Source organism: Arthrobacter sp. CAN_A1 (assembly GCF_015751665.1).
Lineage (GTDB): Bacteria > Actinomycetota > Actinomycetes > Actinomycetales > Micrococcaceae > Arthrobacter_D.
In genome coordinates, this window is record NZ_JADOUR010000007.1 from 101,011 (window position 1) to 120,670 (window position 19,660).

Consider the following 19,660-nt stretch of genomic DNA (forward strand, 5'->3'; position numbering starts at 1 on the left):
CGACATCGGCGGCCGACATTTCCACCCCGGATGTCCAGATTGCCCCCCTCAGCCCGGTTTGCTCACCGGTGCGGCATGGCCGAGGCCGCCGTCACGCCCAGCTCGCGGCGTACCAAAGGGAGCACCTCGGTGCCGAGAAGTTCGATCGATTCCAGCACCTGGGCCTGCGGCACGGAGGACCAGTCCAGCTGCAGGATGTGCCGGTCGTGGCGCATCTGGGAGTGGGCCAGCACAATCTTCTCCGCCACTTCCTCAGGGTTCCCCACAAACACCGCCCCTGAACGTGCCGCCTGCATGTTGTAGGTGACCTCACTCGGCATCGGGAAGCCGCGCTCCGAGGAGATCCGCTTCATCGTGTCCAGCCAGTACGGCTTGAAAACGGTCTGTGCGTCCTTCCTCAGGACTAGCCCGACGCCGCTCAGGCCCACCTTCAGTGAGGCGGGATCATGCCCTGCCTTGGCAGCCGTCTCGCGGTACAGCTGTGCGTGCTGGGCGAAGTTCCCCACCGTTCCACCGAGCAACGCAAAGATCACCGGCGTGCCAAGCCTGGCAGCACGCACCGATGATGCCGGCGTGCCGCCGGTAGCGATCCAGATGTCCAGATGTCCCGAAGTGGGCCGCGGCAGGATCAGCGCATCATCCAACGCTGCCCGGAACTTGCCAGTCCAGGTGATGCGATCGGCGGCGTCGAGCTGCAGCAGGAGCCGGATCTTCTCCTCGTACAGCTCCTCGTAGTCGCCGAGTTCCGCCCCGAACAGCGGGTACGACTCGATGAAGGACCCCCGCCCGGCTGTCAGCTCGGCGCGGCCACCGGAGAGCAGGTCGAGGGTGGCGAACTGCTGGTAGACCCGCACCGGGTCCTCGGTGCTCAGGACGGTCACCGCCGAGCCGACATGGATCGAGGTGGTCTGCGCCGCGGCGGCCGCAAGAACGGGCACCACCGACGAGACAGCGTAGTCCGGCCGGTGATGCTCACCGATGCCGAAATAGTCCAGCCCCACCTGATCGGCGAGTCTGGCCCGTTCCAGCAGGTCGGCCATGCGCTGTTGCGGTGAGACCCGCTCCCCCGTCACCGGGTTCGGGTGGATGTCGCCGAAGCTGTAGATGCCGAGTTCCATGGTGCGAGCAGTCCCTGGCGTCGGTGGGCCTAAGCGGCAATCCGCTGCGGGTGGGTGTAGCAGTTCAGCGAGGTGCCGCGGCTGAAACCCACCAGGGTGATGCCGGTGTCTTCGGCGAGGTCGGCAGCCAAGGAAGACGGCGCGCTGACGGCGGACAACACGGGGATCCCCGCGAGCTGCGCCTTCTGCACCAGTTCAAACGAGGCGCGCCCCGAGACCTGGAGGATGGTCCCCTTCAGCGGCAGCATTCCTTCGCGCAGGGCCCAGCCCACCACCTTGTCCACGGCGTTGTGCCTGCCCACGTCCTCACGAAGGCATAACAATTCGCCGTCACGGGTGAACAGCCCCGCCGCGTGCACGCCACCGGTGGAGTCGAACAATTTCTGCGATTCCCGCAGCCGGTCGGGCAACCCGGCGAGTGCGGGAAGCGTGACCTGGGCGTCGTCGTCGTGAACGTCGAAGCGGGAGGACTTGCGGACCGCGTCGATGGAGGCTGTGCCGCAGATCCCGCAGGAACTTGAGGTGTACACGTGGCGTTCCATGGCGGTGTCCGGCAGCACCACATCGGGCCTGAGCTGGGACTCCACCACGTTGAAGGTCTGTTGTCCCGCGTCATCCACCCCTGCACAATAGCGGAGGCTGATCAGCTGCCCGGGCTCCCAGATGATCCCCTCGGAGACCAGGAAACCGGTCACCAGGTCGAAGTCGTCCCCGGGGGTGCGCATGGTCACTGAAAAGGACCGGGACCCCAAACGGATCTCCAACGGTTCCTCGCCGGCGAGGATATCCTCGCGCCGGCTGGTGCCGTTTTCCGTTGCGCCAACACGGAATCGGGTAATTTGGCGGCGCTGACTCACGCGCTTCTTCAATTTGTACTCCTGCCATTGTCCTAGGATGAGACTAGTGGACTTCTGACCCAAGGATGTGATGGCTATGGCGACTCGTGCGCCTAAAGATGGAATCAACGAAGCCGAGATTAAGGTCGGTAAGCCGAAGCGGCAGGCGGTGGGACTTCCCGCCGTCCTTAATTCCCTGAAAATTTCGCTGGACCAGATGGGTCCAGTGCGCAGCGCGCAGACGCTGCTGGCAGTGAACCAGGTCAAGGGTTTCGACTGCATGGGCTGCGCCTGGCCCGAGGGCGACAAACGGCACACAGCGGAGTTCTGCGAAAACGGCGCCAAGGCTGTCGCCGAAGAAGCAACCCGCCGCACCGTGACGCCGTCGTTCTTCGAAAAGTACTCGATTGAAGAACTCAACGAGCGTGACGAGTACTGGCTCGGCCAGCAGGGCCGCATCACCCACCCGATGCTCCTGGACGAGGGCGGCACCCATTACCGTCCCGTGTCCTGGGACACGGCCTACGACATCATCGTCGAGGAGCTCGCAGGACTGGACAGCCCCGACGAGGCTGTGTTTTACACCTCGGGGCGCACCTCCAACGAGGCAGCATTCCTGTACCAGCTGATGGTGCGCGGGATCGGCACCAACAACCTCCCCGACTGCTCCAACATGTGCCATGAGTCCTCAGGCTCCGCACTGACGCAGACCATCGGCATCGGCAAGGGGACGGTGTCCCTCGAGGACGTCGACAAGGCTCCGCTGATCCTGGTGGCCGGGCAGAACCCCGGCACCAACCACCCGCGCATGCTGACGTCGCTGGAGAAGGCGAAGAAGAACGGCGGCCAGATCGTTGCGATCAACCCGCTGCCCGAAGCGGGACTGCTGCGCTTCGAGAACCCGCAGAAAATCTCCGGCATCCTCGGCACCAAGTTCGGCGGCGGCACCCAGCTGGCCGACGACTTCCTCCAGATCCGCCTCGGCGGGGACCAGGCTCTGTTCCAGGGTCTGGGCAAGTACCTGCTGGAGCAGGAGGAGAAGACCGGGACGGTCTTCGACCACGAGTTCATCAAGGAGCACACCTCCGGCCTGGAGGAGTATCTGCAGGAGCTCCGTGACGTTTCCTGGGACGAGATTGTCGACGCCAGCGGTATCCCCAAGTCGCAGATCACCTCGGTGGGCGACCGGATGATCGGCTCCCCCGGCACCGTGGTGTGCTGGGCCATGGGACTGACCCAGCACAAGCACTCAGTGGCGACGCTGCGCGATGTGGTCAATGTGCTGTTGCTGCAGGGCAATATCGGCAAGCCGGGAGCCGGCGTCTGCCCGGTGCGCGGCCACTCCAACGTGCAGGGCGACCGCACCATGGGTATCTTCGAGCGCATGCCCGATGGATTCCACGACTCCCTGGACTCCCACTTCAACTTCACCTCGCCCCGGAAGCACGGCTTCGACGTCGTCGCAGCCATCCGGTCGATGCGCGACGGCGGCGCCAAGGTTTTCATGGCGATGGGCGGCAACTTTGTACGGGCCACGCCCGACTCGGACGTCACCGACAAGGCGCTGCGCAGTACGCGTCTGACGGTGCAGGTGTCCACGAAGATGAACCGCTCCCACCTGATCACCGGCCGCCGCGCCCTGATCCTTCCGGCCCTGGGCCGGACGGACAAAGACACCCAGGCCAGCGGTGACCAGCGTGTCACCGTCGAAGACTCGATGAGCGCCGTCCACGCGTCACGTGGGCGGCTCCGCCCACCGGGCCCGGACGTGCGCTCGGAAATCTCGATCGTCTGCGAGCTCGGCGACCGGTTGTTCGCCCGCCCCGAGAGCCCGTTCCGCGACAACGCCCCTCAACTCGACTGGGTGGCAGCGCAGGCCGACTATTCGGTGATCCGGAACCACATCGAAGCTGTCATCCCGGGCTTCGAGAACTACAACACCCGGATCGAGACCGGCGGTTTTGTGCTGCCCAACGGACCACGTGATGGCCGGAAGTTCACCACCCCGTCCGGCAAGGCAGTCTTCACCGGTAACACCCTCGAGTACCCGAAAATCCCCGAGGGCAGGCTCCTGCTGCAGACGCTCCGGTCACACGACCAGTACAACACCACGATCTACGGCAAGGACGACCGCTACCGCGGCATCCACGGCGGACGACGGGTGGTGCTGGTGCACGAAGACGACCTGGCAGCCGCAGGGATTGCCGAAGGGGAGATCGTGCACCTGGTGTCCCAGTTCTCCGATGGTGTGGAACGGCGGGCCGAGAACTTCCGGGCCGTCACCTACCCCACCCCGCGGGGCTGCGCCGCCGCCTACTACCCGGAAACCAACGTTCTGGTGCCGTTGGACTCAACGGCCGACGTCAGCGGAACGCCAACCTCCAAGTCGGTCATCATCCGCCTCGAGAAAATCGCCTGAGCTGAGCTCGCGGTGATCTAGACAGGTCCTGACAGACAGAAGCCCCCGTTCACGTGAACGGGGGCTTCTGTCTGTCAGGACAGGTTCGCAGGATGCGAACCGGCGGCGTGTTCGCGAACAAGAGCTAGCTGATCCAGGGCAACTTCAGGGCCTGCACCCGGTCTCCGGCAACACACCCTTCGGCGGGTACCACCATCACCCCGCTCGCAGAGGCCAGGCCGCGGAGCATGCCCGAGCGCTGATGTGTTGCTGCCACAGCCCGGCCGGACTCGAGCCGGTACGGCACCAACCGGCTCCGTCCGGGCAAATCGTCGAAATCCTCGCCCACCGTCGTTTCCTCGGTTTCAGGGAAGGGTGCACCCCGCAACCCCGCCAACAGCGGTCCTACGACGGTGAACATGGCCATCATCGCTGCCAGCGGGTTCCCCGGCAGTCCCACCAGGAACCGCCCATCCTTGAGCTGCGCCAGCAGCGTCGGGTGTCCTGGGCGCATGGCGATGCCGTCGATGATGAACTCAGCCTCGAGGGTTTCCAGCGCACGCCGGATGTGATCCGCTGACGAGCTGCCCGTACCACCGGTGGTGATCAAGAGGTCTCCGGAGGCTCGGGCGAGGGACAGCTCGTCGAGGGCCTCGGCGCTGATGGCGGCGACGACGTCGTCAAGGTCGTCCTTGGCGCGGCCGGAGGTGTCGACATGCCCGCCCATCATCTGGACCAGGCCGGGGAGTTGGGGGCCGAACGTGTCGCGGACCTGTCCGGGCTCGGGCAGACCCGCCTCGATGACCTCGTCCCCCGTCAGGAGCAGCGAGACGCGGGGGGCGCGCAGCACAGGAAGGGTGTCGTACCCGCAGACAGCCGCGAGTGCGATCTGCGCCGGGTTCAGCGTGACGTTCGCGGGAATAGTTTCGCTACCCTCGGGGGCCTCTTCCCCGGCCGGACGAATGTGCTCCTGTGGTCGTGGCTCGTCCTGGCGTGCCCGGTCGTTACGGTCCAGGAGGTCTCCCCGGACGGCTCCGTGCTCCATCCGCAGGATTCCTGAAGTGCCATCGGGGACGACACCGCCGGTGAGGATGAACGTCGCCTCTCCAGAGGACAACGGTCCAGCACCCGAGTCGCGGTGCGGTGCGGGGCGCTGCCAGGGATGCTCCTCTTTCGGGGCGTGGCTGACCAGTTGCCAGGGCGGGTTGCCGCTGACTGCCCACCCATCCATAGCCGATGAGGCGTAGTGCGGGATGGCCTGCAGCGCCCGGACCGGCTCGGCCAGTGTCTGGCCCAGCGCTTCGGACAGGGGGACCGTCTGGTTCACGAGCGGTGTTCCCGCGTCGTAGGCCGCGCGGCGCGCCTGTTCCCACCCGAGGTTCCGTCCGGTGGCTGGGATCTCAGCCGGGTCGGTCGGCGGCGTTGCAGCAGTCGTGGATTCGTTCACGGGGGCTTCGCTCACGGGGCATCTGTCGGCGTAGGCTCGGCTGCTTCCCCGGTGGGGCATTGCCTGCGGGCGGCCTCAATGGCCGATTCCATGGCCACGGCCTCGGTGGCCTGCTGGCTGCCTACCGCGAGGCCAGCGGCGTAGCCCGCAATGAAGGTGGTCAGAGGTGCCGCGGGCCGCACAATGGAGTGCGCCGCATCCCCGGCGAGGGACAGGATGGCATCGATGTCGATGGTGGTGCCCTCAAGTTCGAAGGCTTCAATGAGCTGGGCGCTCCACTCCTGAAGGATCTGGTCCTGCTTTTTCATTGCTGCTCCTGAGGTTGAGGTCGGTGCCGTGCCTGAGACACCGAGTGATTGGGCGTCCGCCCAGGTGTCGACGTCAGCTGTGCTTCCCGCCGGAACGTCGATTGCTCTCCATTGCACCCTAGCAAGGAGTGCCTTCATCGATAGATTCTGGGCTCCCCCGTTGGTCTGGACCGCGGCGACGGCGGCGCGCAGGCTGTCCAGCCGGTACAGCGCAGCGAGCGGCTGGTCCCGGCCGCGGTCGTGCGCCATCACCGAGACCTCGGGACGCTGCGCCGCCGCAGCAAACAGAGCCGGAATGGCGTGCGTGATCCGGGGCATGTCGCAGGCGAGGACCAGCACCCACGGGGTGGCATCGTCGCCGAGATGGTCGACGGCGGCGGCCAGGGCGGCGGCCGGTCCACCGAATGGAGGGGACTCGCGGACGAACTCGCGGTCCGTCACCGGCGAACCGCCCGCGCTGGGATGGTCCTGCCGCGCGTCGGCGTCCGGCCCGACCACGATGGTGCGGCGGGCTGCAGCCACGGCATCGCAGGTCAGGCTGAGGAGCGTGCGGCCCCCGCTGTGTAGGCCTGCCTTGGCGATGCCACCGAGGCGCGACGATCTGCCCCCGGACAGCACAACCGCATGGAAATCGAGAGGTGCTGACGAACTCAAGCGGCGGACTCCGACCGAAGAAAAGCGCTCCACTGCGGTGCGGGTTGCTCAATTTCACGGTACTGCCAGGAGGCGCCACGCGGTGGCTGAGGGGTTACCCGCAGTTGCCAGCCCAGGGAGGCAAGGGTCTTGTCGCTCTTGTCGTTGTTGCAGCGGAGGCAGCATGCCACGAGATTCTCCCAACTGGACGCACCCCCGCGGGAGCGTGGAAACACATGATCGATAGTTGAAGCACTTTTCCCGCAGTAGGCGCACAGATGGTTGTCGCGCCGCAGCACTCCCCTGCGCGTCACCACAACGCTGTGACGGTACGGGATCTTCACATAGCGGTTGAGCAGAATAACCGAGGGACGACCCAGGACATCGGTGGGTCCCACCACTGGGTTCTCACCCTCCGCGACGACGCTGGCCTTTCCCGCCAGCACAAGGACCAGCGCCCGGCGGAAGGTCACTACCGCCAGTGGCTCATATCCAGCATTCAGAACGAGAGTGCGCATGCACATTCCTCTTTGCCGACTCCGGGCCTGCGTCCCTGTGGTCCGGGATAACAGGACGACAACTGACTTATTTAAAGTAAGGGTAGTTCGGCGGGCGCCCGGTTTGCTAATCCGGCGTCCCGGGCCAGGGCGTGTCGCCCCGCGGCGCCGTTGGGACGAGCGGCGTGGCCACAGCGGCATGGCGGCGGGGCAGCGGAGGTTAAAAGCGGGAGGACCCGGGGATCGGAATCCCCGGGTCCTCCCGATCACACGTTGTCTGGTTTAGCCGCCTACGCGGATGTAGACGGGGCCTGAGCCGAGGTCAGCTGGTGCGACGACGGTCTGGTTGCCGTTGAAACCACCGTGGACGGCCTGGCCGCCACCGATGTAGACGGCGATGTGTGCAACACCGGCGCCACCGTCGGCATAGTAGATGAGGTCGCCGGGGATGGCTTCGCCGGCTCCAACGGTGCGTCCCAGGGACAGGTAGCCTGCTGGCCAGCCGTGGAAGTTGATTCCGGCGGCGGCAAGGGCGTTGCTGACGAGGCGGGTGCAGTCCTGGGTGACCCCGAGCTGACCCTGCGCCGCGGCGGCAATGGTGGCTGCCACTCCCGAGGAAACTGCTGGTGCTTCCTTGGCTGCTGGCTTTTCGACTGGTGTTGCCTGGGCTGGTGCCGCCTGGGCGGGTGCTGCCTGGGCGGGTGCTGCCTGCTTAACCTCTGCAACAGGGGCGGCGGGTGCTGGCTCGGCGTCAACAACCTCTGCGGCCGGAGCCACTGCGGGAGCCTCCTCGAGTTCGACCACGGTCTCGGCCTGTGCCTCGACGACTGGTGCCTCGACGACGGCTGGGGCTGCAACAGCCTTGACCGGGGTGCGGTTGAAGGCGATCTCGGCGTCGGCCGGTGCCTCGACAACTGTTGGCGCTACCTGAACCTCCAAGGCCGAGGTGAGGGCGACGCGTTCGACCGACTCAAGCGAGAGGTCAGCGGCGTTCGCCGACACCCCGCCGGTCAGGACGAGGCCGGAGGCAGCGGCGATCACTGCTGCCTGGCGGCCTACACCGCCGGCGTTTTCAGTGACTGCCTTGGCCAGGGCCGAGAAGTTGGTGGCGTGGCGCTTGTCGGCGCGGTGACGTGCAATTGCTGCGCGAGTTGTCATTCTTGCGTTCTCCAAGGTTTAAGGGGGTCTTAGCTAACGCGGACGAAGCTTGCGCCGGGAAGGTCTGAAAGGGAGTGGAGGCCGGTGTTCATACCGTTCAGGCCACCGCTGATGACCTGGCCGTTGCCGACGTAGATTGCCACGTGGCCGCCGGTGATGACCAGGTCGCCTGCTGCCGGCGAACCGACAACCGAACCGAAGGCGAAGAAGCCGCTCGGGGCGATGTCTCCGACTGACTTACCGACCGATCGAAGTGCCTTCTCGACCATGGCGGTGCAATCCTGCGCAACACCAATCTGGGAGTAGGCGGATCCGACGAGCCCTGCTGCGATGTTGCCGGACGGTGCTGCCGGTGCTGGCTCCTCGGCGGCGGGCGCCGGAGTTGCTGCGACTGGAGCAGGTGCAGGTGCTGGAGCGGCGGGGGCCTCGACCGGCGCCTCGGCGGCCGGGGCAGCTTCCTGCACGACGGGTTCGACGACGGCGGCTGGTGCAACGGCTTCGGCTACTGGCTCAACGACGTCGGCCTGGACCTCAACGGCTGGTGCAGCTTCCACGACGGCGGGTGTTGCCGTGACGGCGGTGCGCTCGAAGGTGATCTCCGCGGTGGCGGCTGCGCTGACTGCATCTGCGGTCACCGATACCGAGTTCAGGGGGGTGGAGAGGGCAACGCGCTCGGCCTCGCCGATCCCGTGTGCCGGCAATCCGGCAGTCAGGACAAGCCCTGAGGCTGCGACGATGACGGCGGCCTGGCGGCCTACCGATCCGGCGTTCGAGGAGACAGCGGTGGAGATCGCCGTCAGGGGGCTGGTGTGCGTGCGGGCGGCCCTGTGGCGGCCCAGAGAAGAGCTAGTTGACACGTTTGATTGCCTCTCCCAATTGCCTGCGAGGTGAGCTGTCGGATTCGGATGGGAGTCACCCGGCCGCAACTTTCCTGTTGGAAACATGCGACTTAACCCCAAGGATTTCTTGCGAAATCCACTAATTGGTTCCCCCGCCTCTGCCATGCGAATTGTGCGAACGGACCCCGGGCAGTGGCAGAGCTAGGCGATCTGCTCGGGAGTGCCAAACCTATAAGAATTTGGCACGGGATCGACGGTACAGCAGATCGGCCACAATGTCACATTCCGGTCACGGAACGGTGTGGCCTTGGTTACAGCCAGCCCATGGGGTCGACGGTCTGGCCGTCAACCATCACTTCGAAGTGGAGGTGGCACCCGGTCGAGGCGCCGGTGCTGCCGCTCTGTGCGACTGCCTCGCCGCGGTCAACCTTTTGCCCCTCCTTGACGCTGCTGAGCGAGAGGTGGTTGTAGGTGGATTCAAGTCCGTTGCCGTGGTCGATCACCACACGGTTTCCTCCGCCGTAGGGGTGCCAGCCGGCGAAGGTGACGGTGCCGGCCGCTGCGGACAACACTTCGGTGCCGCAGGAGCTACTGAAGTCCTGTCCGGAGTGGAGTTCCCCACCCATCCCGGTAATCGGACTGACCCGGTAACCGAAGGGTGAGGTCATGATGAGATCGTCCAGCGGCGCGGACAACGATCCCCTGGCTGCGGCAGGCACGGCCGCGGACCCTGCGGCGGTCATGATCTCGGTGAGTTTGGCGTCGGCGTCGAACGTGCTCTGCAGTGCGGTGCGGCTGAAATCAACCAGTGCGGCGTCGGGAACCGTGATATCCCGCGGTGCAACTGTCGTTTCGGCGGCAGCAACGGCCTCACCGGTGGCGGCAGCCGTCTCCCCGGCCGGAATGGACGCGGCAGTGGTGGGCAGCGCGATGGTGAGGACCAGCCCTGACGCGGCGGCGGCAATGGCCACCTTCTGGCTCATCCCGGTCAGCGAAAGGTCGCTTCGGACCCGGGTGGCCCGACGTCGTCGCTCGAGCCGCTGGGCGTCTCTCGGGCGCGCTATTGGTACTGGGGCACCGGCACGGCGGCGTCCCGAAGCATGGTGCTTCGACAAAGGGTCCCTTTCGTATATGCCTGCGAAGTTAGCTGTCGGATTCGAGTCGGGAAAGAACTCGGTCCTGATCTGGTCCACTGACGCGGCACCGGATCCGGACTTCACCCCAAGGCGGCGAAACAGCCGTCATCGATGGGTCCTCCGCCCCTGTCACGGGTTCTCAGCATCCTGATCCGCTGACAGGGTTAGGCGTGCGGATCAGGTAACGCTGATGTATCAACGCCAGTTTTCCATTATCCGGGACCAGAAGCAAAAGAGATACGTTCGTTATCTTTTCCTGTGGATAACTTGCGGCAACAGTGCGCTGTTCTGCCCTAAACTACCGTCGGGCTGACCGAAACAAACACGTGTGCAGCAACCTCAGGCGGCAGTTCAAGAGCGCCTTCGATCCCCTCGACCCGGACCGACACGTAATCGCCGACCGTCTGCACGCTGATGACCGTTCCCGGTCGCAATCCGCCCTCATCAAGCTGTGACAGCAACTCAGGATCCACCTGAATAGGTTCGGCCAACCGGACCAGGGTGATGACCGATCCGGGCGGGTTGGTCCCGATCACTGACAGGAGGCTCAACACACCGGCGGTGAAGTTTTCGGTCGGCGGTCCGCCCAGCGCCTCAAGCCCGGGGATGGGGTTGCCGTAGGGAGATTCGGTGGGTTTTCCGAGCAGCTCGTAGAGGCGCTGTTCAACCCGTTCACTCATCACATGCTCCCAGCGGCAAGCCTCCTCATGGACGTACGCCCAGTCGAGGCCGATCACGTCGGAAAGCAAACGTTCAGCGAGACGGTGTTTACGCATGACACCGATGGCACGACGGCGGCCGAGGTCAGTAAATTCCAGGTGGCGGTCGCCCGAGACCACCACCAGCCCGTCGCGTTCCATCCGGCCGATGGTCTGCGACACGGTAGGGCCTGAGTGACGGAGCCGTTCGGCGATCCGGGCGCGGAGGGCAACAATGTTTTCCTCCTCCAGTTCCAGGATGGTCCGCAGGTACATCTCAGTGGTATCGATGAGGTCCGTCATGCGGTTCAGCTCCTAGGCACTGGTGCGGGTTGGATCAGCGGGCAGCTTGCGCGGTGGGAACGCGGCACGTAACGCCAGCGCCGAACGGGAGTTCTACGCCTCCCAAGGTTAACCCATTTCCTGCCGGCCAAGGCAATCAGCCGCCGCCGTCCACGCCTCCCGATGCGGTTCACAAATGTCGCCGGAGACCGCCAGTGCGGCAGAATGAAACCCGTCGCGAGTTGCACGCTTACCCCTTTGGAGGAACCATGAGTATTTCCCCGGACCACACAATCCCCGCTGGGCTCCTCCCCGCCGACGGGCGTTTCGGTGCCGGCCCCTCGAAGGTCCGTGACGGTCAACTGGAAGCACTCGCCCAGGCCGGGCGCACCCTGCTGGGCACCTCCCACCGGCAGGCGCCGGTGCGCAATCTTGTCGGGTCGATCCGGGACGGCCTGACCCAACTGTTCAGCGCACCGGACGGCTACGAAGTGATTCTGGGAGTCGGCGGGTCAACCGCTTTCTGGGATGTGGCGTCCTTTGGTCTGGTGGAGAACAAGGCCCAGCACCTGTCCTTCGGGGAATTTGGGTCCAAGTTCGCGTCGGCCACCAACCGGGCCCCGTTCCTCGACGCTTCGTCGGTGATCACCTCGGTGCCGGGGACCCGGCCCACCCCTCAGGCTGAGGCGGGAGTCGACGTCTACGCCTGGCCGCAGAACGAGACGTCCACCGGTGTTGCCGCCCCGGTTCACCGGGTGGATGGCGCCGCACCGGATGCGTTGGTCCTCATTGACGCGACCTCGGCCGCCGGCGGGCTGGACGTTGATGTCAGCGCTTCCGACGTCTACTACTTCGCCCCGCAGAAGAACTTCGCGTCCGACGGCGGCCTGTGGCTGGGCATGTTCTCCCCCGCAGCACTGGAACGCGCTGAACGCATCGCTGCCAGCGACCGGTGGATCCCCGACTTCCTGAGCCTCAAGACGGCCATCGACAATTCCCTCCTGAACCAGACCTACAACACACCGTCGCTGGCCACCCTGGTCACGCTGAACGCCCAGATCGAATGGCTGAACACCAGCGGCGGTCTGCGGTTCGCCGCCGCCCGGACCGCCGAGTCAGCGGGCCGGGTATACCGGTGGGCCGAGGCGTCCGGCGTCGCAACCCCCTTCGTGACCCGTGCCGAGGACCGCTCGAATGTCATCACGACGATCGACTTCGACGATTCTGTTGATGCGGCGCTGCTGGCGAAGGTGCTGCGCGCCAACGGGATTGTCGACGTCGAGCCGTACCGGAAGCTGGGCCGCAACCAGTTGCGCATCGCCACGTTCGTCTCGATCGAACCTGACGACGTGTCGGCCCTGCTGGCGTGCATCGATCACGTCATCGGCGGCTGACCACACCCGGTGAGCGTCACGGATCGGTGGCGGGGTCCCCGAAGTCGGTTTCAATGCGCAGCCGGCGTCGGGGTGCCCGGTCGTAGCGAAGACGGAGGTGGTGGGCCCGCCAGGCCCAGATCATCCCGGCCAGCGCCGCGATGAGTCCCGCCGCGGCAGCGACGGCGAGGCTCCACCGCGGGCCGAAGGTGTTGGACACCAGACCGACGATCGGCGCACCCAGCGGAGTGCCACCGAGGAAGATGGCGAAGTACAGGGCCATCACCCGACCACGCATCACCTGCTCGGTGGTGGTCTGGACGTAGGCGTTGGCGCTGGTCATCAGGGTGAGCGCGAACAGGCCCACGGGAACCAGGGCGAGACCAAACAGCCAGACGGTGGGTGCCAGTGCCGCCGCGGCACAGGCGACGCCGAATGCCGCCGCCGCTCCGTAGATGAACCGCAGCCTGGGCTTGCTGCGCCGGGCGGAGAGCAGCGCCCCGGCCACTGACCCCACGGCCATCACCGAGGACAGAACCCCAAACACGCCGGCGCCACTGTTGAATTCGGTGCGGGCCATGGCCGCGATGTAGACCGCGAAGTTGAGCCCGAACGTACCCACGATGAAGATGGCAAGCATCACCATCATCAGGTCCGGCCGGTTGCGGACGTATCTGAAGCCCTCACGGATCCGGCCTTTGCCCGGCGGCGACTTTTCCAGGACCCGCAGCTCCGACCGTCTGATGGTCACCAGGACAAAGATCATGGCGCCGAAGGTCAGGGCGTTGATCATGAAGACCCAGCCCGGGCCAACCGCGACGGTCAGCAGTCCCGCCACCGCGGGGCCAACCATCCGTGCCCCATTAAAGGAGGCGCTGTTCAGTGCGACGGCGTTGGGCAGGTAGTCATCGCGGACCAGTTCGGATACGAAAGTCTGGCGGGCTGGAGCGTCAACCGCCGAAACAAACCCGAGGGCGAGCGCGAACGCGTAGACGTGCCACAGTTCAGCGACCCCGAGGACCACCAGCAGGCCCAGCCCGACGCCAAGCGCCGCCATGGACAGTTGGGTGATAATGAGCAGCTTGCGCCGGTCCACCGAATCGGCGATGAGACCGGCCCACGGGGCAACGAGCAGCTGCGGCCCGAGCTGCAGCGCCATCACAATGCCCATGGCCGCTGCATCCTGATCGGTCAGGATGTCATACACCAGCCAGTCCTGGGCGGTGCGCTGCATCCAGGTGCCAATGTTGGAGACCAGAGCTCCGAAGAACCAGACCCGGTAGTTATGGATATGGAGCGAGCGGAACATTCCCATTAAGTGAATGCCGCTCGTCGCGCTCCACGCCTACCGTGAGTCAACTGGTTATTCGCCTCCGGCAGCGTCGGGGGATATCGATTCGTCCTTGGCGGAATCCTCGGGACGGACCCGTTCCGCCCAGGGAACCCAGGGTGGTGACAGCAGCGAGGTTTCCGACGGCAGCAGGCCCACCTCAGAGATGGTGGGTTCCTTACCGCGGGGCACCCGGGCCAGGGTGGCAAACCAATGCCAGCCCCCGTAGCCGGGCAGATGGGCTTCGAACCGGTGGGTGACCACCCGTTCGGCGTCAGGATAGGCCCCCACATGGGCTCCGAGCTGTCCCGGCTCTGCCACCTCGCTGATCCCGTTCCGTGCAAACTCCACGGCGTCGGCCAACACGGCGTCGGGCTTGGAGGGCTTCCGCGGCGCGCGGCGCTTCACCGGAACGGCAGAGGTTTTTCCGCTGGCCCCGGAGTCCGGGGCGGCATCATCCGCTGGCTCGCCGGTCAGCGCAGCGTCGGCGGATGCCGGTTCAGGAGGGTGAGCGATAATTTCCAGGTCTGAGTCCACGGTGTGGCCTACGCGTCCAGGTCATCGGCAACCGCACGGAGAACGGCTGCCACCTTGCCGGCATGCGACTTGTCGGGGTACCTGCCACGACGCAGGCCGTTGGAGACGTCGTCGAGCAACCTGATCAGGTCTTCGGTAATGACCGCCATGTCGTCGGCGCTCTTGCGGGTCGACTTGGCTACTGACGGCGGGGCCTCAAGGATGCGGGCGGAGAGCGCCTGCTGTCCTTTGCGCCCGTCGGCGACGCCGAACTCGAGTTTGGTGCCAACCTTCACCTCGGTCACGCCGGCGGGTAGTGCCGAGGCATGAAGAAAGACTTCCTGGCCGTCGTCGGTAGCCAGGAAACCAAAGCCCTTTTCAGCGTCAAACCACTTGACCTTGCCAATAGGCACGTCGTTACCTCGTTCTGTCGGTGCTGCAACGGACGCCTGGTACCCGTGCCGATCCTTGGGAAAGGATCCGGTGCCCATGGTTCGTGCGGCGGGCCAGCGTCTCATCGGAGAAGTCTCTAACTCCTAAGAATATCCCCTGCCGGAGTGTGCTCGGTGAAGGGGGTGCACTGTGTACGCTGTTAGCGTTATGGCGAATACCTCCCCACACCCCCTCCCAGACCCTGGTTCCCGCACCCCGGGACGGAATCTCCCGCGGCTGGTGCTGATGATGACCGCTGTGGCACTGGCCGGCGTCGGGCTCCTGTGCCTGGCCGCAGTGCTGATCACCGCTTTCCTGCAGGGCACCGTGTGGCCCGGCTTCGTTGCCGGAGCCTACGTGTGCCTCCCCGCGGCCTTCGTACTCATGATCCTGATGGTGATCTCAGGAGTCCGGGCCCGCAAACGGGCCTGACCCGCCGCCACCGGGGGTACCCTCGGGCGTCATGGCCGGGCTGCCCGGGCAGGAGGACGGGGTAACGTTGTCATAATGTCCGCTATCCGCGATCTGGCCACCGATTTGGCTGCACGCAGCGACGCCCGGCTCCGTGACCTTCTTGCTGCGCGCCCGGATCTCATCCTCCCGCCAGTTCCGGATTTCGCCGCCCTCGCCGCCCGTGCCTCCACCCGGGTCAGCGTGCAACGGGCCCTGGAAAACCTCACCGAATCCGAGCTGGACGTGCTGTCCGCAGTCCAGCTTTCCACTCATGCCGACACCGGGCGGAGCACTACTGCCGCCTGGCTGCGGTCGGACATCAAGGGTGCAACGGTCAAGACCCTCGACGTGCTGCTTGCACACCTGCACGCGCTGGCACTGCTCCGGCGGGTCCCAGCGCCCGCTGATGTTTCGGCGGCCGACCGGAACCGGCGTTTTTATCTTCCGGTGGCGTCCCTGACCGAAGCGCTGGGACCCTACCCGGCCGGCCTGGGCAGGGAACTCTCGGTGCTGGCACGGCTGCTGCCCGGCTACGCCAAGCAGCTTCCTGCCGCCGTTGACCGGCTGCGTGGCCTCGGCCTGACGATCGAGGGCCGCGAGATCGAGCCGGCCGGTTCCGCGGACGCCGCAGCGCTGTCCCTGCACCAGGCGGTGTCCTCCCCCGCTGGCTGGGAGGCCTTGCTGGCGTTGGCGCCGGCGAGGACCAACGATCTGCTGGGCAAGTTCAGCGTCTCGGCCGTCGGTTCGTCTCCGGCGGGCGCGGAGGACGATTCCTCTCCCATCCAGTGGCTGCTCCGGCATGGCCTTTTGGTCCGCCTTGATGCCAGCCATGTTGAGCTGCCCCGGGCCGTGGGGCGGGCAGCCCGCGGCCATTTCATCATCGAACAGCTGCGGTGCGACCCCCCTGCCCCGGAGCTTCGCACCATCCGGAACAGCCTGCGGGACAACGCTGCCCATAGCGCGGTGGCGGAAACCCTGCGGCTGGTCACCGACCTGGTGGCGGCGGTTGAGGCCTCCCCCATCACCACCCTGCGTTCCGGCGGCGTCGGGGTCAGGGAGATCCGGCGGCTCGCCGAGTCGCTGCGGGTCGAGACCGATGAGGCGGCCTGGCTGGTGGAGCTCGGCTCCCTGGCTGGATTACTGGTGCTCGACGTCGATACCTCCCGTTGGCGGGTCGAACCGGGAACCCTCTGGCTGACCCAGGACCGGGTGGCGCAGTGGCACCGGCTGGTGACCTCCTGGCTCGACGCGCAACGGGCCCCGTCCCTGGTGGGAACCCAGGTGACGGCCGGCACCGCCGTCAACGCGCTGGCCGCCGAGGCGGGCCGCCCCGACGCGCCGCACATCAGGTCCCGGATGCTGGCTGCCCTGGCGGCGCTCAGCACCGACCCCGCCGGGCAGCCCACTGAAGGCACCCTTTCCCCTGTACTTCCGGTCCGCGATGTCATCGAATGGCTCACCTGGAGCCAACCCCGGCTGCAACGGCGCTTTGCCCGGCTGGTCCCCGGCATGCTGGCCGAAGCCTCACGGCTCGGTCTGGTCGGCTCCGGTGCCCTGACCGAACTCGGCTCCCTGATTGCCGCCGGCGAGCATGACGACGCCGCCGCTGTCCTCCGCGGCTCCCTGCCCGCTCCGCTGCGCCACTTCATGCTGCAGGCCGATCTGACCGCCGTCGCGCCTGGCTACCTTGAGCCCGAGGTGGCCACCGAGCTGGCGCTCCTCTCCACCCCCGAAGGGCAGGGCCCGGCCAGCATCTTCCGGTTTTCTGCGGAGTCGCTGCGCCGCGCATTCGACGCCGGCCAGGATGCGCCGTCGATTCTGGCGTTCCTGGCGCGCCACTCGGCCACCGACGTCCCGCAACCCTTGACGTATCTGGTCGAGGACACGGCGTCGCGATACGGGCGGCTTCGTGTCGGGCGGGCCAACAGCTACGTCCGCAGCGACGACGACGCCGCACTGTCGGCCCTGCTGACCGATCCCCGGGCCGCTGCCCTGGGTTTGGTGCAGCTGGCTCCGACTGTGGTGATTTCCCAGGCCTCCGGGCTCGAACTCGCTGCGGTGCTCCGTGACCTGGGGTACGCGCCGGCGCTGGAGGGCTCCTCGGTGCCGTCCGCTGCTGGGCGATCAGGTTCTGCGGGCGGCGCGGGAAGCGTGACGGCGGCGTCGTCACGGGTGATACTCAACCCGTGGACGCTGTCGGCCGAGGACATCGCCAACCAGGTGGCGGTGCTACGCGGCGCCGGCGTCGCGGCGGCGGGCGGCATGTCCACCACCGAGAGTGACACCCTGCTGGGCCTGGAAACGCTGCGGAAAGCGATCCGGTTACGCAGCCCGGTGCGGCTCGGGTTCGCTGACAGCCAGGGGAATTCCACCCGCCAGATCCTTGTTCCACTATCAGTATCCGGCGGCCGGGTCCGAGTCATCGACCCCGCCAACGAAGTAGAGAAGGTCGTCTCGATCCACCGGATCATGGACGTAGAACTCGTTTCAATCGATGAAGGGGCAGCACCTGATGCCTGACGGCCCGCTGATTGTCCAGAGCGACAAAACCATCCTCCTTGAGGTCGATCACGAACAGTCCACCGAGGCACGTCACGCCATCGCTGCGTTCGCGGAACTGGAGCGTGCCCCCGAACACGTTCACAGCTACCGTCTGACCCCGCTGGGGTTGTGGAACGCCCGCGCGGCAGGGCTCGACGCCGAGCACGTCCTCGACACCCTGCTCAAGTACTCGCGCTTCCCCGTACCGCACGCCCTGCTGGTCGACATTGAGGAGACCATGTCACGGTACGGGCGGCTGCGCCTGGAGAAGGACGACCAGCATGGGCTGGTCCTGCGCACCAACGATTACCCGGTGCTGGAGGAAGTGCTGCACGCCAAGAAGATCCAGCCGCTGTTGGGTCCCCGGATCGACGGGGAAACCGTCGTCGTGCACTCCTCCCAGCGGGGGCAGCTCAAGCAGTTGCTCCTGAAGCTGGGCTGGCCGGCCGAAGACTTCGCCGGCTATGTGGACGGCAAGCCGCACCCGATCGCCCTGCTCGAGGACGGCTGGACGCTGCGGCCCTACCAGAAACTGGCGACGGAAAACTTCTGGGCGGGCGGGTCCGGCGTCGTCGTCCTCCCCTGCGGTGCGGGCAAGACCCTGGTGGGTGCCGCGGCGATGGCCACCTCGCAGACCACCACCCTGATCCTGGTCACCAACACCGTCTCCGCCCGCCAGTGGAAAGACGAGCTGCTGAAGCGGACCACCCTGACCGAGGATGAGATCGGCGAATACTCGGGTGCGGTCAAGGAGATCCGGCCGGTCACGATCGCCACCTACCAGGTGCTGACGCTGCGGCGCGGCGGGCTCTACCCCCACCTTGAACTTCTTGACGCCAACGACTGGGGACTGATCGTCTATGACGAGGTCCATCTGCTGCCCGCCCCCATCTTCCGGATGACCGCCGACCTGCAGGCACGACGGCGGCTCGGTCTGACCGCCACCCTGGTCAGGGAGGACGGCCGGGAGGGCGAGGTGTTCTCGCTCATCGGCCCCAAACGCTATGACGCACCCTGGAAGGACATTGAGGCGCAGGGCTACATAGCGCCGGCCGACTGCGTCGAGGTGCGGGTGGACCTGCCCCGCGACGAGCGGGTTGCCTACGCCATGGCCGAGGACGGCGACAAGTACCGACTCTGCGCCACCTCGGAGACCAAATCCGGCGTGGTCGAGAAGCTGGTCGCGTCGCATCAGGGAGAGCAGCTGCTGGTGATCGGCCAGTACATCGACCAGCTGGACGAGCTCGGCGAACGCCTGAACGCCCCGGTCATCAAGGGCGACACGTCGGTGAAGGAACGTCAGCGCCTGTTCGGCGAGTTCCGCAACGGGGAGATCCACACCCTGGTCGTCTCGAAGGTCGCCAACTTCTCCATCGACCTGCCGGAGGCGTCGGTGGCGATCCAGGTGTCCGGTTCCTTCGGATCCCGCCAGGAGGAGGCCCAGCGGCTGGGGCGGTTGCTGCGCCCCAAGGCCGATGGCAGGGCCGCGCGGTTCTATACGGTGGTGGCCCGGGACACGATCGATCAGGATTTCGCCGCCAAACGCCAGCGGTTCCTCGCGGAGCAGGGGTATGCCTACCGGATCATGGACGCCGCTGACATTCCTCAAGGCTGACATGCGGGGAGCTGTCACGAACTATTCAGCGAACTCCCAGTGTCTGGGAG

General features: G+C 66.2%; 17 protein-coding genes and 2 riboswitches. Of the genes, 5 read left to right on the top strand and 12 right to left on the bottom strand.

The window, feature by feature from the left end; translation table 11 throughout:
• Positions 1–62: 62 nt before the first annotated feature.
• Positions 63–1,118 (bottom strand): LLM class flavin-dependent oxidoreductase, encoded by a 1,056-nt coding sequence (locus IWX62_RS10220; RefSeq protein WP_196841309.1) that lies wholly within the window; start codon positions 1,116–1,118, stop codon positions 63–65.
• Positions 1,119–1,147: 29 nt separating this feature from the next.
• On the bottom strand, positions 1,148–1,987 hold the full coding sequence (gene fdhD / locus IWX62_RS10225; protein ID WP_196841310.1) for a formate dehydrogenase accessory sulfurtransferase FdhD: 840 nt from the start codon (positions 1,985–1,987) through the stop codon (positions 1,148–1,150).
• Between the two features lie 64 nt (positions 1,988–2,051).
• On the opposite strand from fdhD, the gene IWX62_RS10230 reads away from it, so the two are divergent.
• Positions 2,052–4,373 (top strand): FdhF/YdeP family oxidoreductase, encoded by a 2,322-nt coding sequence (locus IWX62_RS10230; RefSeq protein WP_196841311.1) that lies wholly within the window; start codon positions 2,052–2,054, stop codon positions 4,371–4,373.
• Positions 4,374–4,497: 124 nt separating this feature from the next.
• Here IWX62_RS10230 and IWX62_RS10235 read toward each other — a convergent pair whose 3' ends face one another.
• The 7 genes from IWX62_RS10235 to IWX62_RS10270 form a co-directional block, all read right to left on the bottom strand.
• Positions 4,498–5,814 (bottom strand): molybdopterin molybdotransferase MoeA, encoded by a 1,317-nt coding sequence (locus IWX62_RS10235; protein WP_196841312.1) that lies wholly within the window; start codon positions 5,812–5,814, stop codon positions 4,498–4,500.
• Positions 5,811–6,761 (bottom strand): NTP transferase domain-containing protein, encoded by a 951-nt coding sequence (locus IWX62_RS10245; RefSeq protein WP_333483352.1) that lies wholly within the window; start codon positions 6,759–6,761, stop codon positions 5,811–5,813. Before IWX62_RS10245 ends, IWX62_RS10235 begins: the two co-directional genes overlap by 4 nt.
• Positions 6,758–7,258 carry an HNH endonuclease gene (locus IWX62_RS10250; protein ID WP_196841313.1) on the bottom strand — a complete coding sequence of 167 codons (501 nt, stop codon included), beginning with the start codon at positions 7,256–7,258 and terminating at the stop codon, positions 6,758–6,760. The genes IWX62_RS10245 and IWX62_RS10250 overlap by 4 nt, the downstream gene beginning before the upstream one ends.
• Positions 7,259–7,519: 261 nt before the next feature.
• A complete protein-coding gene (locus IWX62_RS10255; RefSeq protein WP_196841314.1) occupies positions 7,520–8,395 on the bottom strand; it encodes an NlpC/P60 family protein in 876 nt (291 codons plus the stop codon).
• Positions 8,396–8,424: 29 nt separating this feature from the next.
• Complete coding sequence (locus IWX62_RS10260) at positions 8,425–9,252, bottom strand: hypothetical protein (protein ID WP_196841315.1); 828 nt, start codon at positions 9,250–9,252, stop codon at positions 8,425–8,427.
• Between the two features lie 5 nt (positions 9,253–9,257).
• A riboswitch (cyclic di-AMP (ydaO/yuaA leader) is annotated at positions 9,258–9,421 on the bottom strand.
• Positions 9,422–9,545: 124 nt separating this feature from the next.
• Positions 9,546–10,349, bottom strand: a complete 804-nt coding sequence (locus tag IWX62_RS10265; protein WP_333483353.1) for a M23 family metallopeptidase — start codon at positions 10,347–10,349, stop codon at positions 9,546–9,548.
• Between the two features lie 2 nt (positions 10,350–10,351).
• A riboswitch (cyclic di-AMP (ydaO/yuaA leader) is annotated at positions 10,352–10,525 on the bottom strand.
• A 138-nt stretch (positions 10,526–10,663) separates the two neighbouring features.
• Positions 10,664–11,371 carry a metal-dependent transcriptional regulator gene (locus tag IWX62_RS10270; RefSeq protein ID WP_196841316.1) on the bottom strand — a complete coding sequence of 236 codons (708 nt, stop codon included), beginning with the start codon at positions 11,369–11,371 and terminating at the stop codon, positions 10,664–10,666.
• A gap of 248 nt (positions 11,372–11,619) precedes the next feature.
• Here IWX62_RS10270 and serC point away from each other — a divergent pair, with 248 nt between their 5' ends.
• The gene (gene serC / locus IWX62_RS10275) at positions 11,620–12,744 is read left to right on the top strand and encodes a phosphoserine transaminase (protein ID WP_196841317.1); all 1,125 of its coding nucleotides are present in this window, start codon (positions 11,620–11,622) and stop codon (positions 12,742–12,744) included.
• Between the two features lie 16 nt (positions 12,745–12,760).
• On the opposite strand, the gene IWX62_RS10280 is transcribed toward serC, so the two are convergent.
• From IWX62_RS10280 to IWX62_RS10290, 3 genes are read right to left on the bottom strand one after another with little or no spacing between them, the layout of a single operon-like run.
• Positions 12,761–14,038, bottom strand: a complete 1,278-nt coding sequence (locus IWX62_RS10280; protein WP_196841318.1) for an MFS transporter — start codon at positions 14,036–14,038, stop codon at positions 12,761–12,763.
• 48 nt (positions 14,039–14,086) lie between these two features.
• Positions 14,087–14,590, bottom strand: a complete 504-nt coding sequence (locus tag IWX62_RS10285; protein WP_333483354.1) for a DUF3027 domain-containing protein — start codon at positions 14,588–14,590, stop codon at positions 14,087–14,089.
• An 8-nt stretch (positions 14,591–14,598) separates the two neighbouring features.
• Entirely contained in the window at positions 14,599–14,982 is a 384-nt protein-coding gene (locus IWX62_RS10290; RefSeq protein WP_196841360.1) for a cold-shock protein, read from the bottom strand.
• 187 nt (positions 14,983–15,169) lie between these two features.
• On the opposite strand from IWX62_RS10290, the gene IWX62_RS10295 reads away from it, so the two are divergent.
• From IWX62_RS10295 to IWX62_RS10305, 3 genes are all read left to right on the top strand, one after another.
• Positions 15,170–15,433 carry a hypothetical protein gene (locus tag IWX62_RS10295; protein WP_196841319.1) on the top strand — a complete coding sequence of 88 codons (264 nt, stop codon included), beginning with the start codon at positions 15,170–15,172 and terminating at the stop codon, positions 15,431–15,433.
• A gap of 75 nt (positions 15,434–15,508) precedes the next feature.
• Complete coding sequence (locus IWX62_RS10300; protein WP_196841320.1) at positions 15,509–17,974, top strand: helicase-associated domain-containing protein; 2,466 nt, start codon at positions 15,509–15,511, stop codon at positions 17,972–17,974.
• Complete coding sequence (locus tag IWX62_RS10305; protein WP_196841321.1) at positions 17,967–19,610, top strand: DNA repair helicase XPB; 1,644 nt, start codon at positions 17,967–17,969, stop codon at positions 19,608–19,610. The genes IWX62_RS10300 and IWX62_RS10305 overlap by 8 nt, the downstream gene beginning before the upstream one ends.
• The last annotated feature ends 50 nt before the right edge of the window (positions 19,611–19,660 follow it).

Bases quoted from the DNA above. Each gene is read 5' to 3' on its own strand.
- IWX62_RS10250 (WP_196841313.1), bottom strand. From the start codon at position 7,258: ATGCGCACTCTCGTTCTGAATGCTGGATATGAGCCACTGGCGGTAGTG.
- IWX62_RS10270 (WP_196841316.1), bottom strand. From the start codon at position 11,371: ATGACGGACCTCATCGATACCACTGAGATGTACCTGCGGACCATCCTG.
- IWX62_RS10305 (WP_196841321.1), top strand. From the start codon at position 17,967: ATGCCTGACGGCCCGCTGATTGTCCAGAGCGACAAAACCATCCTCCTT.
- serC (WP_196841317.1), top strand. From the start codon at position 11,620: ATGAGTATTTCCCCGGACCACACAATCCCCGCTGGGCTCCTCCCCGCC.
- IWX62_RS10255 (WP_196841314.1), bottom strand. From the start codon at position 8,395: ATGACAACTCGCGCAGCAATTGCACGTCACCGCGCCGACAAGCGCCAC.
- IWX62_RS10220 (WP_196841309.1), bottom strand. From the start codon at position 1,118: ATGGAACTCGGCATCTACAGCTTCGGCGACATCCACCCGAACCCGGTG.
- IWX62_RS10295 (WP_196841319.1), top strand. From the start codon at position 15,170: ATGGCGAATACCTCCCCACACCCCCTCCCAGACCCTGGTTCCCGCACC.
- IWX62_RS10280 (WP_196841318.1), bottom strand. From the start codon at position 14,038: ATGGGAATGTTCCGCTCGCTCCATATCCATAACTACCGGGTCTGGTTC.
- IWX62_RS10300 (WP_196841320.1), top strand. From the start codon at position 15,509: ATGTCCGCTATCCGCGATCTGGCCACCGATTTGGCTGCACGCAGCGAC.
- IWX62_RS10230 (WP_196841311.1), top strand. From the start codon at position 2,052: ATGGCGACTCGTGCGCCTAAAGATGGAATCAACGAAGCCGAGATTAAG.